This window comes from Photobacterium angustum, from assembly GCF_003026365.1.
Lineage (GTDB): Bacteria > Pseudomonadota > Gammaproteobacteria > Enterobacterales > Vibrionaceae > Photobacterium > Photobacterium angustum.
The window spans coordinates 1-15,059 of the sequence record NZ_PYOM01000034.1 but is presented as its reverse complement, the minus strand read 5'-3'; the positions used below and the strand labels follow the sequence as shown (position 1 = coordinate 15,059).

The following is a 15,059-nucleotide window of genomic DNA, read 5'->3' as shown; positions in this document are numbered from 1 at the left end:
ATATAATATAAAGCTTTTATATGGGGGCATATTAAAAATTATTGTTATAGTATTTACTTATATAAATTGAACGTGTAATAAGTGCTTGTTTTATTTTGTTTTTCAATAACATTTATTAATGGGGTTAAGTTATAGAAATAGTCCTATACGTCAATTAATTTGATTTATAAGACCATTATTTTCAATAAAAGTAATGTGATTTACAAAATACCGATTAGCTTTTTAAGTACTGAAAGGTAGCGACGGCTAACGGGAAGTTCATACCCTGTTTTTGTAATAATTTCAGCTAATCCATTTTCTAATAACTTAATTTCACTGATCATTTTGATATTCACCAGATACTGACGATGACAACGCACTAACGGTGTTTTTTCTTCCAATGTTTTTAAGGTGAGCTGTGTGCTAGCGGTTTGATTATTGGAACGTACTTGCACACCACTGATATCGCTATAGGCGCATTCCACTGTGTCGGTGGTAAGAATCACAATACGGTTATGACCAATGCAGGGGATTTGATCGAGCTTATTCGGCGCAATAGCGGAGATGGCTTGCTGAGGCGTTGATTGTTGTATCACTTTATGTAAACGACTCACTGTTTTGGTTAAACGACTTGGATTAACCGGCTTCAATAAATAATCAAAAGCATTCTCATCAAAGGCTTGAATAGCATAGTGATCGTAAGCGGTTACAAACACCACATAAGGCATAGTTTCAGGATCGAGCATGCTTAATAGTTCAATACCTGTAACTTGAGGCATTTGAATATCAACAAAGACAATATCCGGCTTTAGCTCATTGATTTTCTTTAGCCCAATGATAGCGTTTGGCGCTTCACCAATTACCGTAACATAGCCTGTTTCTTCCAATAACTCTGCCAGCTCTTCACGGGCAAATTGTTCATCATCAATGACGAGAGCAGTTAACATCCAACCTTACCTTTTATGTGCTTTGCTGTATTTATTGTGCGTTGGGGATAATAAAACTTATTTGGGTAAATTGGTGCTGTGTGCATGTGATTTTTAGCGCTGAATCACGACCAAATTGATTGGATAAGCGTTTATCGACTATCTCCATCCCCAATCCGATATGGCTATCTGCTGGTGGCTGATAACTTCCAGCATTATCTTCAACCGTGATTTCGTAACCTAATGGGTGGGGTTGGCTATAGATTTTCACGACTCCACCTTCTAATAGATTAGAAATACCGTGTTTGATCGCGTTCTCTACCAGAGGTTGAAGCGTAAAACTGGGCAGTTTGGTATCAAGTAATTCATGTTGAATATTGATGTCGACGTCAAGGCGATCAGTAAAACGGGCTTTTTCTATAGTGAGGTAGGCGTTTACGTGCTCCAACTCTTCTCGCAGCGTCACGGTGTTAATGTTTTGCTTTAAGTTACTACGGAAAAATTGCGATAAGTTTTGAATAAGTTCACGGGCTTTATCTGGATCGCGTCTTGTGATGGCACTGATGGTATTAAGGGCATTAAACAAAAAGTGAGGATTCACTTGCGCATGTAGCAGTTTAATTTCGGCTTGTGATAATAAGGCTTGTTGCTGTAAGTAATCACCGTAAAGAATTTGGCTTGATAGTAGTTGTGCAATACCTTCTGCCATCGACATGTTAGCGGTTGAAAACAGTTTTCGTTTTGGCTCATATAACTTAATGGTGCCGACAACTTGATTGCCTGCGCGTAGTGGTATGATCAGTGCCGATCCCAGTTTACAGTCATGGGCGAGAGAGCATTGATAAGGGGAATCACGGCCATCAAGGTAGATGATGTCATTTTGTTCTATTGAATCTAAGGTGCTTTGTGAAGAGATAGGGGTGTTTGGCTTATGGTGATCATCCCCTATACCCACGAAGGCTAAAAGTTTTTCTTGGTCTGTGATTGCAACGGCACCGACCTTGGTTTCTTCATAAATAATACGCGCGATCTTATTGGCATTGTCACTGTTAAAGCCTGTACTAAGAATACCAACTGAGCGATCTGCAATGGTTAAAGCACGGCGAGAAAAGGCCGCAGAGTATTTTTCAAAGATTGTTTTACGATCTTGCAGAATACTCATAAACAGTGCCGCACCTACGGAATTGGAAATGATCATTGGAACGGCAATGGTAGAAACGAGCTCATAGGCTTGGTCAAAAGGTTTGGCGACAGTGATTAAGATGATCATCTGCACTACTTCAGCAACAAAGGTGACACCAAACACCATGCAAGGGTTAAATAACAATGCGCCTTTGTTACGTTTTAGCAGGTAGACATGTAATAAGCCACCAATTAAGCCTTCAGCAGTGGTCGAAATGGTACAAGCAAGATCGGTAAAGCCACCAAGAGTATAGCGATGAATACCGCCCGTTAAACCCACCGCAAAACCCACCACAGGGCCGCCAAAAAGCCCACCCATAACGGCACCAATAGCACGAGTGTTGGCAATTGCATCGTCGATATGTAAGCCAAAGTAGGTACCGAGAATACAAAAACCAGAAAACAGTACATAACAGATTAGCTTATGGCTTAAACGAGAAGAAATGCTCAACAAAGGTAGAATAATGGGGGTTTTACTCAGCATATAAGCCAGTACTAAGTAAACACACATTTGCTGTAGCAAAGAGACTATCAATTCCATATTGGAGCTCATGATAAAAATAATGCGCGATTGTAAGGCAAACAAAAAAAGCCTGCGGTGCGCAGGCTCTTAGATCGAGGAATCAAGCAAATTAATATGTGTGTTATGCCGTTTCTGAGGTTGCTTTTATTTCTTCCTCATCTGCAAAGTCAGTATCACCTTTGCCTTTCGAGATTTTTATTACGTAACCTGTTACGAATAGCGAGAATACGATACCGACGATGGTTGAGATCTGCATTGGTAAGCCGAAACCTAATGTGCTGTTATTTAAAATGAAGGTCACACATACCGTTGTCATAAAGATGGCTGGAACTGTCGTGATCCAGTGCAACTTATTATGGCGAAGCAAGTAAGCAGAAGCCGTCCAAAGCATCATTACAGCAGTGGTTTGGTTAGCAAAGCCGAAGTAACGCCAGATAATCCCGAAATCGACTTGGGTTAAAATGCCACCTAATACAAACAATGGAATAGCCATTAGTAGACGATTACGTAGTGTTTTTTGCTCAACGTTGAAGTACTCAGCTAAGATCAAACGGCTTGAACGAAACGCGGTATCACCAGAGGTAATAGGCAGAATCACAACACCTAAGAACGCTAAGACGCCACCAAACGTACCCAGTAAACCAAAAGATGCACTGTAAACTACGTTACCAGGACCACCATTTTTTACCGCTTCAGAAAGTGACTCAAGCGAGCCGAAGAAAGATAGGGCAATAGCACACCAAATTAGCGCAATCACACCTTCACCGATCATGGCACCATAGAATACGAAGCGGCCATTTTTCTCATTGTGCATACAGCGCGCCATTAATGGCGATTGTGTCGCATGGAAACCAGAGATAGCACCACAAGCGATAGTAATGAACAATGCAGGCCATAGTGGCATGTCATTCGGGTTTAAGTTAGTGAACATTTCGCTCACTTTGAAATCACCCATTACAGTATGTTCACTAGAGAACGCAATGGCTGCCATTAAGCCCACAGACATAAAAATTAGAAGTGCACCAAATAATGGGTAGAAGCGACCAATGATCTTATCAACAGGCACAATCGTTGCCAGAATGTAGTAACCAAAAATAAGCACAACCATAGTAGTTACGTTAACGCTTAGGCTGGTTTGGTCGTTAATAAGGTTAGTGATCATATCAGCAGGAGCAGAAACAAAGACCACACCGACAAGCAAGAGTAGAACAATGGCAAAAAGGTTCATAAAGTGTTTTGCGCCATTGCCTAAGTAACGACCTGTAATGCTTGGTACTGATGCGCCACCATTACGGATAGATAACATACCAGAGAAGTAATCGTGAACAGCACCTGCGAAAATACAGCCAACCACAATCCAGAGCATTGCTGCAGGGCCATACAGCGCACCCATGATAGGGCCAAAAATAGGACCAACACCGGCGATATTGAGTAGCTGAACGAGGTAGACACGCTTTGTCGACATAGGAACAAAGTCGACACCATCTGTTTTGGTATGTGCAGGGGTTTTACGGTGTTCTTTTATACCGAATACTTTCTCTACGAAAGCACCGTAAATAAAGTAGCCACCAATAAGCGCGGCGACACAGGTCAGAAACCACATCATAGCAATTGTCCTTAATATTGTAGGGGGGAAGCTAGGGTGTATGGTATTTGCCTTTTTAGTTAGCTGCATTTAGTTAATAGGTGAGTGGCAGGATAGTGCGATGAGTGGTTATAGGGAAGGTTAAGTGGTTTGGTATAGAGTGGACGAGAGCTAGAAAGTTGATGAAATCGATAGCGCAATTGATAAGTAACGAACTGCGAAATGAGAAAATCATCACATAAGCGATGTCGTTATGCCGATTCCGATTTATGAGGATAACGATCATATTATCTGATGATTTTCTAAGGGAAAAATGCATTCATAACAATGAATATAGAATAAAACTATTTGAGATAATCGAACAAAACGTTACCGTATGAAAGCGTAAAGTCGACGATCTGATGCTTACCACCAATGACTTTTTTGATAGGTAGTTGAGCGACTGGCGCTAAGGCATGTTCGAATAACTGAAGCGCTGCAGGGCCTGTCCACACGCCTTTAACGTTTACATCTGCCATGTAATATTCAATTAATTGGCAAACGTCAGTGCCTTTACCTGTTACGCTGGGGATTACCTTTAAAATATAATTAGGTGTGGTTTCGAGTGCTGATTTTGTTGCAGCAATATCACCTTCATAATATTTATAACCCATTGTGCCAATAGCGATTTCGGTTTGATTATATTTCAATCGTCCTGTGAGGGTGTCAACATCGACATCTAGTGACGGAAAACCGTATTTTTTAGGAAATCCCCAAACTTCTCTGCCGGCAACAATAGAAGCGACATCATCAACAAACATCAGGTGACTATAAAGTCCTTTCCTACCATTGTACTCAACTTCAATCACTTGACCTGATTCTTTAAAGCTCCCAAATCCAGCAGAATCTGGCATTTTCATAAATTCAAAATGTACGACGTTGCTGATCACTTTTAAGGGCTCTGGTACCACTTCTTTTAATAATTCGATGTCAGTTTCATAAGAGATGATCAGATACTCTCTATCTTTAAATTTATAATCGATGAGAGGTGCCGAGGGGGTTGTGATCGGCATAGAAAAAGCATTATTTTTTATTTGTTCTATTTTCATATTTTATCTCTATCTGTTTTTAAATAAGATCTTCATCCAAGGTATAAATATGGATATCGTTATCATTTTCATCGATTAACCATTGTTTATGATCTTTTTGATAAAGTGCGAGAGTGTCTTTGTAACCATTATCTCGATGGCGATAATAATTTTCTTTGCTGAAGTTATAGTCTTTACTTTCTAGTTCAGCTTGTTGAGAGTGATAAATTAAATGAACAATCTCGAGGCTATTGGTATGACTTAATTTTAATATTTCTTGAACTTTGGGATCTTTCTTATCTTCTTCCGATAAAAATTGCGTTAAGTAAGTAATCGCAGAACACAGATTTTTAGAGGTTGAATAAAGATAAGATGCCCTTCGAGTTCTTGAAGAAAATTGAATGTCTTTTACTCTTTCAGTTAATGCATTCATGTTAGTTGGTAATTCACCTTTGGCTGAAAATAAGTCCACCATGAAACACAACTTATTTCGACGACCATCAGGATTATTCAATATTCTTTCTAATATCGACATAATGGGTGTATTTGAATATAACCCACCATCGATATAATATTTTCCATCAATTTCAACAGGTGGAAAGCCCGGTGGCATCGCACCACTTGCCATAATATGATCAGCCGTGATGGTTTCATGAAAACTATCGAATGTTTTAAAATCACCACTTTCAAGATCGACCGCACAGAGACTTAATCTGACTTCTTTTTGATTTAAATAATCAAAATCGATCAATTCATTGAGCGTTTCTTTTAATGGCGAAGTGTCATAGTAACTCAACTCTGATGTTTCATAAGTTTCAAATTCGCTTGGCCATATTTTAGGTTTAAAAAAACCGGGTTGACCTTGCCATATTGCTTGTTGTGCATCTGCCCAGTTTTTCATTTTATTATTGAAGTTAAAAAAGAGATTTGAAAAAGACATGGAAGAGGTCACTCTTTCCCAAAATATCTCAAGATTCTTCAATCTATTTTCTGGTTTATTACCCGCAATAATGGCGGCATTAATCGCGCCGATAGAAATACCGATAATAGAATCTGGGGCAAAGCCTTTTTCATTTAACGCTTGAAACGCCCCTAATTGATAAGAGCCTAATGCTCCGCCACCTTGGAAGACATAAACAATCTTTTTATTGGTTTTATTCTGCATTAATAATGCCTTATAGAAAATGGCTAAATACGTGTGGCTGACTTTGAACCGTGAAATGAAAATTCAAAGTCAGAGGGAGAAATAAAAAATAAATATTGTTATTGCATAAACCAGCCATGACTAACGACAAGAGATTGCCCTGTTAAGGCATTGGTTTCCCAACTAGCAAACACAACAGCAGCTTGCGCGATGTCTTTCATCGTTGAAAATTGTCCATCAACCGTATCTTTTAACATCACATTTTTAACGACTTCATCTTCAGTGATGCCTAACTCTTTTGCTTGTTCTGGAATTTGTTTTTCGACTAGTGGGGTTTTAACGTAACCGGGGCAAATAACATTTGCTCTAACGTTATATTCAGCGCCTTCTTTTGCAACAACTTCACATAAGCCAATCAAACCATGTTTTGCTGTAACGTAAGGAGCTTTTAATTTAGAGGCTTCTTTACTATGAACTGAGCCCATATAAATAATTGAGCCCGATTTTTGTTTGTACATGTGTTTTAAACACGCTTTGGTTGTTAAGAATGCACCATCTAAGTGTACTGAGAGTAAATCTTTCCATTGTTGATACGTTAATTCTTCAACAGACGCGATATGTTGATATCCCGCATTAGCAACTAAAATATCGATTCGGCCAAAAATATCAATAACCGTTTGAATATCATTATTTACTTGCTCTTCATTGGTCACGTTCATTGAAATAGCGAGCGCTTCTGAACCGTTATTTTTTATTTCTGCGACCGTTTCTTCCGCAGCATTAATATCTAAATCGGCAACAATAACTTTAGCGCCTTCTTTAGCATATTCAAAAGCAATAGCGCGACCAATTCCACTTGCAGCACCTGTAATAATAGCGACTTTATTTTCTAATTTCATATATAACCCCTTTTATATTGTGTGTTTTTTAAGCGGTGTTATATTTAATATACATAAGAAATAGAATTAAAAAGCGATCAAAAAAGTAATGTAAACTTTCATTTAATTAAAAGTGTAATAATTATTTTAATTTGAATTTGTTCAATATCTATTAAGTATAAATACGTCAGTGTTAAGTAGTATTTAAATTTCAACAAAAAGAAAATTTTTTATGAAAATAAAATTAATTGATAAAGATGTTATTATTTTTATGCTTTGATATTAATAATATAAAATATTGGCTACCGTTTCTTTATCTAATTATTGATAGCTATCTAGTGGTAGGCCCTTTACGAAGTAAAATTTATCTCACCCGTTGTTGATCCTTCTAAAAAATGAATACGTAAATGAAACTGTAACATTTAATTTCTTAGTCGATAGAGGGTTAACCATGTTAAAAACAGTACTTATTTCAGCATCGATTTTAGTAGGAAGTTTAGTCAGTGTTAATGCTTACGCAGGGCATCATGGAGAGAAAGAGGATATTGTTGATATTGCCGTTGGAAATGGCTCATTTACCACGCTTGTTACTGCCGTAAAAGCTGCGGGTCTGGTTGATACACTCAAGGGAACGGGACCATTTACGGTATTAGCGCCAACAGATGAAGCATTTAGCAAACTCCCTGCTGGTACTGTTGAAACTTTGCTAAAGCCCGAGAATAAACAAAAGCTAATTGATATCCTCACTTACCACGTTATATCTGGAAAAGTTATGGCAAATGATGTGGTTAAATTAAATGACGCGACAACGCTTGAAGGTCAAAAAGTGAAAATTACTGTTGATGACGGCAATGTAATGATTAATGATGCAAAGGTTATTAAACCCGATGTGAAAGCCAGCAATGGTGTGATTCACGTAATTGACAGCGTATTAATACCGTCGAGTAACTAGATAACATATTTTAAATAATATCACTTTATTGATTCCCCCTTGATAAATGTGTCTAGTCTTAATTTAAAAATGGATAGGAGCTAATGCTGCTATCCATTTTGTTATTCGATAAACAAAGTGTTTTTCTTCCAATAAACTAACTTACATTATTGTCTTTTTAGAATGTATGTTACTCAGGGTAAACGGAATGTTTGAGCGCACAACATAATTCATCGAGATAGACATTTTCCGTATCTCCTGCCTATTCATGTGCCAAGGTTCTACAGTTGGGATTCAAAGTAACGTGATCAGTTTTACTAATCCCACGTTGTTATGAGCTATGGCTTATTGCTGTCAATTAATTCATCGTTCTTATAACGTAATCGACCAATTTGATCGCCTTGCTTATTGTATATTTTTACTACCCCATTTTTTTTACCATCAACATAATATTCTTCAACCTTTAACTGCCCATTTCTAAAATAGCTTTTTGCTATGCCATTAAGCTGACCTCTGCGGTAATTTTCTTCAAATTCCAGTGTACCGTCATCATAGTAGCCCTTTAAACTACCTCTAGGTTTACCTTTATAGTAGTTCTCTTCAAGTTTGATCCCACCATGTTCGTAGTAAGCTTTTAACAGCCCATGCGTTTGCCCATTAAGATAGTTTTCTTCGTATTTTAATGCGCCACTTTTATAGTAAATTTTGCTGGGTCCTTGTGGGTAGCCGTTACGAAAATAGCCAATAAGCTGAAGTGCTCCATTGTCGTAATAACTCTTCACCATGCCCTCGGGTTTGCCATTTTTAAAATAGCCTTCAGTTCTTAACACGCCATTTTTATAAAAGCCTTTTCGTAGCCCTTCTAGCTTACCGTTCACATAGTTATCTAGGCTTCTTAGTTCACCTGTGGGGTAGTATGTTTTGTGAATAGCGGCAAAAGATACAATTGGAACAACCAGTAATAACGTTGTGAGCAAGGCTATTATTTTTTTCATCTTGTCACCCTACTTAATCCACTATGATTAGAGAATTATAGTTTTAGCTTTGTTTCGTCGAAGCATCATCAGTGAGAGTTGAGGACAAAAATTTGTCTAGAGCTTACTTTTGCACCTTGTACGCTGAGTTTTTTAAATTGAAATAGGGGATTAAGTGCTAAAGCTTTTTTACTTTTTTTAAAAATATTTCTTAATTTAGAATTTTTAAAATTAGTAGAGATATTATTTACAGGTGAAAATTTAGATATGATATTGGTTAATTTTTCTATTCTATACGATTAAAAATTTATTACGATAATATTAACTTTAATTTAAACGCAAAGTAAAAAGCATTCATAAACGAGCTTTTAGCTGTAATTATATACCATATGAAATTTATTAGTCATAATTCCAGACTGGTTGCAATCTAATCAAACTTAGGTGGGATAAGGTGTTTGATTTAATTTATGTGATCTAAGTTGCGTACCAGTCTATTTGAAATTAATTGTTACAGTTAAAACAATGGGTTAACCTATCTGTATGGTTAGCTTGGTCATATCGGAAGCGTTAACGTAAATCGCGGTATCAGCATTACCATGGTTATTGTGACGTTCAAGTCTGAAGCCATTTCTTATTGTAGGGTTTTCATTGATGAAAGTATTGAAAGCTTCGATACTGGTCGTTGAGTCTATTATAGAATCAATTTCTCGATGATTTGTTCCTTGTTGAATAATACCTGTTATTTTAAACTCACGAATTTCCATTATAAATCCTTAATAGATTTTAGAATTAATTCTTATTTTATAGTTATTATATTATTTATATCGTCTAATAGAAATATCAAAGAATAATGAAAGCGATCTAGATCTAATATTTAGGTAATATAACGATATATATTTCTAATATTAACTCATCGTATTGACTAAATGTTGATACAGTTCACCTTTTAACTAATACCCCGTTAGCTCCATGTAGCCTTCAGCACGATGCGAGCCTTTAATAATGATAGGCCCTTCCCAATAGGGAATGGTTAAGGGCATTTTTGCATTTGGATTAAGTGCAGATAAAACGAGATCGATCTTTTGGCTTGGTATTGCGAGTTGCCATTCTGTTGGGTAGGAGCGATCATTAATCTTCGTATATGCAAGAGGACGTAAATGTATATCTTCTGAATTGATGATGGCGTTTTCACCATTACGACGCATTATTTTAGCGTGTTGGTAGCTAGCTTTACCTGTATTGGAGTCTCGGAGTTGGAAAACAATCAGGCTTTCACTATTGGATAACCTTATAGCAAACCAGTCCCAGCCTTGTTGAGAATCAAGTAGGAACTGAGAGCTCCACTCTCTATCAATCCAGCCCGTTCCTGATACCTGATATTGCTTACCATCAATAGTCACTTCGCCTGTTACTTTGATAAAAGGCTGGCTGTAGTAATATGACGCGACTTTTCCATCTTGGCTTTTGATGCTAAATCCATTGTCTCCTTGCTTATGATAAGGCGCATCGGTTGTTAAGGTTAAAGAATATCCGAACCGCTTGTCCTTAACGTTGAGTGTTGCTGGAAACAGATCCTTCGTTGAAGAAAGCCACTGCCAATCGTCAAGATAGGCTCTAAAGGGTTGTGATTCTATACCAGCTAAAGCGGGTTGATCCCGAGACCACTTTTCAGCAGCCAAATGTTGATCTGTTGTCGTCACCGCACTGTGCGCCATATAGATCTGTTGACTTTGCCAAGTGCTCGCTGCTTGATGAGCGTTAGCAGATGGAGGAGACGTTGCAAAACGAAATTGTGTCCACTGAATGCCTAACGCTTGTCCCTCATCGTCGACTAAATTTGCGGTCAGATACCACCATTCATGACGAAATTCATTATGTGCTCTATGATCGTCAGGAAAGACAATATCAACGCCTTTTTTAACCTTTGCAAATGCCGTTTGCGTTTCATCACTGGCCGTTGGACTTAATATCACCCCCATACTTTTTGTCGATTGTTTATCGCAGCCAATTAAGAATATAAAAACCAAGCTATAGAACAAATACATTCGCTTCATTACATGACCTCACTTTGTAAGCTGGAGACCATTGGCTGACTGACTAGTCGCCAAAGTGGAAGTAAGGTGGCGATGACAGCAATAAGAATCGTCATTATTGCAATACTTAACGCATCTTCCCAACGCCATAGATAATGCAAACTCCATCCAAAAGCTCTTAATGTCACAATGTCAGTCAGCACATATCCCACTAACGCGCCCAGAGGCAATGCAATCAACAAAGTGAACGTCACCAGTGCGACGATTTGTCCGGTTGTCATATACATCAATTTTCTTCGACTTATTCCAAGAGCATAAAGGCGTGCAATTGACGCTTTGCGTGCTTCGAGCAACATAAAGCAAGAACTAAACAGTCCTATTACAGCGACCATCAAGGTCACACCATTTAATGCGCGAGTAATGGCGAATGTTTGTGAAAAGATATTCAATGCAATGGTTTTTATTTGTGATTGTTCATAGAGCTGACTAGGGTGCAAATTGAGTTGATCTTCTAACTGCTTTAAAACCACCTCATGCTCGCCAGAGACTTTTACGCCAAGGCTGGTCGGTGTATCGGTAAATCCTTTTTTTTGCCATAGCTGAGGAGAAATAAGTACTTCTCCATTCGGTGAGCCATAGTCATAAAAAATCGCCCCGACACGTAAAATGGGTTGTTGAAATGCTTCCAGTTTCAATTCACTGCCCAGAGAGAGCCCAAGCTTGATGGCTGTCGGCTCACTGATAGCGGCAACCTTATCAGCGTAAAATTGTTGCCAAAAATCAGGTATTACAGCTTTCAGTTGCAGTGTTTGCGCTAATGAATCTTCGTCCTTGGTTCCTAATATAATAGGTAAGCCTTGTAGGTGTTCATTGACGTAAAATTGCTTATAAACTTTTTCAATATTATCAATATGTTCAAGTGAGCCATCAAGTTGTGCTAATTCTGCCTGAGTCGGGCTAATATAAATATCGGCATGAAGCTTTTGTTCTAGCCATCGTTTTAAAGTGGATTCAAAACTACCCACTAAAGTATTCATACCAATATTGGCAGTAACGGCCAATAGTAAAGCCATCATGGCTAATGATAATGGGGAGATCAGCTCACGAAGTTCTGCAAAGAGGTAGTTGAGTAATCCTGGGGATGTTTTCCTTTCACTTAACCTCGCCAACGTTAGTAGAGACTTGGGAAGATATAAAGGTATCGAAATAACTAAGATCCCTAGCCAAAACATAGTGAAACGATGGTGCTCGGTGAACCACATTCCAAGTAACGATAGGGTAGTGAGGGCGACACCATATAAAAAGAGAGTGTTTTCATTAGACGGTGACGGTGCTTGGTAAAAGCCCCCATGAGAAGATAATGGTTGGTGAACACGTTGGTTAAAGTGCTGCCAACAAGCTGCTAATGTGGCAATGAGCGTCAAAAGTAAGGCTTGAGCCCACCACTGCCACTGCCACGTATCAGGAAGAAGCGTTGCGCCATAGAGTTGCTCTAGTGTCAGTGCTACAGTGGGGTGCAACCAATGGCTGAGTTGAATACCCAGTATAAAGCCAAGTGTGGCACCAATAAGTACTAAAAACGTTAACTCTATAAATAACGCCATAATCACATTTGAAGGCGTCAGACCTGCTTGTTGGATTTGAACGAGCAGGCGATTACGTTTCAGTAAGCTATACCTTACACCGTTGTAGGCAATGAACAAACCAACTAAAAATGCGAGTAGACTCATTGCTGTTAAGTTGAGGTGAAAACTATCAGTAAGTGAACGAAGATCTGCACTTTGATTATTGCTGACCCACTTCGCTCGTTCATTCAAAAGTTGAATCCATTTATCTTTGTGATTGACCGCTCCCTCAAAAACGGCAATATAACTTAACTGTTCAGGCTTATTAAGTAACTGTTGAGCAAAACTAATATCAGTTAATAGGCGATTACCAAGCTGCCACTCATCAGGTAAAGGGATCACCTGTGTTTTTATGTCATTAAGTATGAGCTCTGCTTTACTCCCCATACGCACGTATTGGGATTGGCTCATTAAAATAATCGGTTTACCCATTAATAATTCCGCAATGGGAAGACCATCATTAAAAATGGAAACCTCTCGCGTATTGGTAGCCTTACTTTTATTGCGATCTAATGAGGAAATCGCTGCAATAAGATCACTCCCCTGAACCGATAAACTACGCCCTTTTGAATCGCTAACTCGCCCCTCAATTACTGGCAGTGAATCGCTAAGTCCATGTTGCCTTAATAAAAAGTACAAAGATTGAGAAAGATAGCGTTGGCCTGATAAGGGTAAAATAAGGTGAGTCGCTTGCGCACTTAGCTGCTCTGTTGATTCTGCATAACTGCGTTTGGCATTAAGATTAATCGCTTGGACGGCCACAAATAAGGTTACAGCGAGCACAATACCGATAACAATGGCCGCAGCCTGAAGTGGCGCTTGTCGATAGTGAGCAAGAAATAAATGTAATACCACACGAATATGGCGAATATTAAATCGTTGCATAGTGCGGCTCGTCTTTGTTGTTGGATTTGATGAGCTGACCATTTAGTAAATGGTAATGAGTTTGCATAAAATCAGCGCATTCTTGACTGTGTGTCACTAGGATGAGCGCGGTATTACACTCATCTATTAGCTCATTGAGTAATCGCATGACTTCAATGCCAGCATTTTGATCGAGATTCCCCGTTGGTTCATCTGCTAATAACAGTTGTGGTTTGTGTGCCAGTGCTCTCGCTATTGCAACACGTTGTTGCTGACCTCCAGAGAGTGAAGAAACGTGCCTATCGAGTAGCGATCTGATTTGAAGAACATCGACTAAATGATCACACCAGTTATCCCAAGGCTGTCGATTTAAAGAAAGGGGAAAGGCAATGTTTTGCCTGACATTAAGTGGGGTTAGCAAATTAAATTGTTGGAAGATAATCCCTAGTGTTTGAAAGCGAAAATAGCTCCATTGTTGATCGTTCCAAGACCCCGTATTTTCACTATTTAGCCATAATTCCCCATCCGTTAAAGGTTCAAAGCCTGCAATAATATTAAGAATCGTGCTTTTTCCACTTCCACTCGTCCCAGTTAAAGCAGCACTTTCGCCACGCGAAACTTGAAAATTAACATTATCCAATACGCGATGAGAGTCTTTTCCATCGACAAAAAATTTAGAAGTATTAATTAGAGAAACAAGCTTATCTTCCATGATTTTCTCCATTTTTCTGATCTTAATATAGATAAATGTGGTGCAAATTTTCGTGATTAATAAACACTTTTTAATTTTAGACAATCTTTACCCAAGAAGGAGTAGATAACCGTCACCAAAAGAATATAAATAAAATCCTATTTGATAATAGGAGACGATTGTTTAACGTTTGTTTTTATATTTAGGATCAAAAATCATTTACGGATAAGCATCATGAACACATTTTATTACAATGTTTTTAATTGATGGGCGAGTGATTTTTTACTATCGAATTATGTTTTATTTGATGGGGAGAATATTAAAGGTAAAGAATTATGACCATACTCATCCATTTGCATTGAGCGCAGCAATAATAAGCTTGGTAACATTTTTGAGCTTAATCACAAAAAATAAAACTTAATCAACACCCTTCTCTGTTAATAAATCTTAATCTTTATTTACTATTTGTAATATTTTTGAGTAATTCATTAATATTATTACATGTTTGTGTGGGCGATAAATTGCTATGGGTAATAAAAATAACTTTTAGTTAGCAATATTATACATTTATTACCATCAAGAGCTATGACTCTAAAATTATATGCATCGTGTTGCTTTTGTTGGTGTTTATGATTTCAATGTGTTTAATAATAAATT

At 38.1% G+C, this 15,059-nt stretch carries 12 protein-coding genes; 1 reads left to right on the top strand and 11 read right to left on the bottom strand.

Translation table 11 applies throughout. The features are described from left to right. Positions 1 to 200: 200 nt before the first annotated feature. The 6 genes from btsR to CTN01_RS22275 all read right to left on the bottom strand — a co-directional run bounded on the left by btsR (position 201) and on the right by CTN01_RS22275 (position 7,305). Entirely contained in the window at positions 201 to 926 is a 726-nt protein-coding gene (gene btsR / locus CTN01_RS22300; RefSeq protein WP_045149264.1) for a two-component system response regulator BtsR, read from the bottom strand. Positions 927 to 957: 31 nt separating this feature from the next. Beyond that, the gene (locus tag CTN01_RS22295; RefSeq protein WP_045149265.1) at positions 958 to 2,628 is read right to left on the bottom strand and encodes a sensor histidine kinase; all 1,671 of its coding nucleotides are present in this window, start codon (positions 2,626 to 2,628) and stop codon (positions 958 to 960) included. Positions 2,629 to 2,731: 103 nt separating this feature from the next. Beyond that, positions 2,732 to 4,216 carry a carbon starvation CstA family protein gene (locus CTN01_RS22290; protein WP_045083645.1) on the bottom strand — a complete coding sequence of 495 codons (1,485 nt, stop codon included), beginning with the start codon at positions 4,214 to 4,216 and terminating at the stop codon, positions 2,732 to 2,734. Positions 4,217 to 4,539: 323 nt separating this feature from the next. After that, positions 4,540 to 5,283, bottom strand: a complete 744-nt coding sequence (locus CTN01_RS22285) for an acetoacetate decarboxylase (RefSeq protein ID WP_045149267.1) — start codon at positions 5,281 to 5,283, stop codon at positions 4,540 to 4,542. Between the two features lie 19 nt (positions 5,284 to 5,302). Continuing rightward, on the bottom strand, positions 5,303 to 6,427 hold the full coding sequence (locus tag CTN01_RS22280; RefSeq protein ID WP_045149268.1) for a patatin-like phospholipase family protein: 1,125 nt from the start codon (positions 6,425 to 6,427) through the stop codon (positions 5,303 to 5,305). Positions 6,428 to 6,525: 98 nt separating this feature from the next. Next, positions 6,526 to 7,305: a 3-hydroxybutyrate dehydrogenase gene (locus tag CTN01_RS22275; protein ID WP_045083647.1), complete on the bottom strand. Its 780-nt coding sequence runs from the start codon at positions 7,303 to 7,305 to the stop codon at positions 6,526 to 6,528. A gap of 430 nt (positions 7,306 to 7,735) precedes the next feature. Between CTN01_RS22275 and CTN01_RS22270 the strand changes: the two genes are divergently transcribed. After that, on the top strand, positions 7,736 to 8,236 hold the full coding sequence (locus CTN01_RS22270) for a fasciclin domain-containing protein (RefSeq protein ID WP_005363854.1): 501 nt from the start codon (positions 7,736 to 7,738) through the stop codon (positions 8,234 to 8,236). A gap of 317 nt (positions 8,237 to 8,553) precedes the next feature. Here CTN01_RS22270 and CTN01_RS22265 read toward each other — a convergent pair whose 3' ends face one another. The 5 genes from CTN01_RS22265 to CTN01_RS22245 all read right to left on the bottom strand — a co-directional run bounded on the left by CTN01_RS22265 (position 8,554) and on the right by CTN01_RS22245 (position 14,423). After that, entirely contained in the window at positions 8,554 to 9,210 is a 657-nt protein-coding gene (locus CTN01_RS22265; RefSeq protein WP_045149269.1) for a toxin-antitoxin system YwqK family antitoxin, read from the bottom strand. Between the two features lie 506 nt (positions 9,211 to 9,716). Continuing rightward, positions 9,717 to 9,953, bottom strand: coding sequence for a hypothetical protein (locus CTN01_RS22260; RefSeq protein ID WP_045083649.1), 237 nt, complete (start codon positions 9,951 to 9,953; stop codon positions 9,717 to 9,719). A gap of 186 nt (positions 9,954 to 10,139) precedes the next feature. After that, positions 10,140 to 11,243 carry a lipocalin-like domain-containing protein gene (locus CTN01_RS22255; RefSeq protein ID WP_045149270.1) on the bottom strand — a complete coding sequence of 368 codons (1,104 nt, stop codon included), beginning with the start codon at positions 11,241 to 11,243 and terminating at the stop codon, positions 10,140 to 10,142. After that, on the bottom strand, positions 11,243 to 13,732 hold the full coding sequence (locus CTN01_RS22250; RefSeq protein ID WP_045149272.1) for an ABC transporter permease: 2,490 nt from the start codon (positions 13,730 to 13,732) through the stop codon (positions 11,243 to 11,245). The genes CTN01_RS22255 and CTN01_RS22250 overlap by 1 nt, the downstream gene beginning before the upstream one ends. Continuing rightward, on the bottom strand, positions 13,719 to 14,423 hold the full coding sequence (locus tag CTN01_RS22245) for an ABC transporter ATP-binding protein (RefSeq protein WP_045083652.1): 705 nt from the start codon (positions 14,421 to 14,423) through the stop codon (positions 13,719 to 13,721). The genes CTN01_RS22250 and CTN01_RS22245 overlap by 14 nt, the downstream gene beginning before the upstream one ends. Positions 14,424 to 15,059 lie beyond the last annotated feature (636 nt).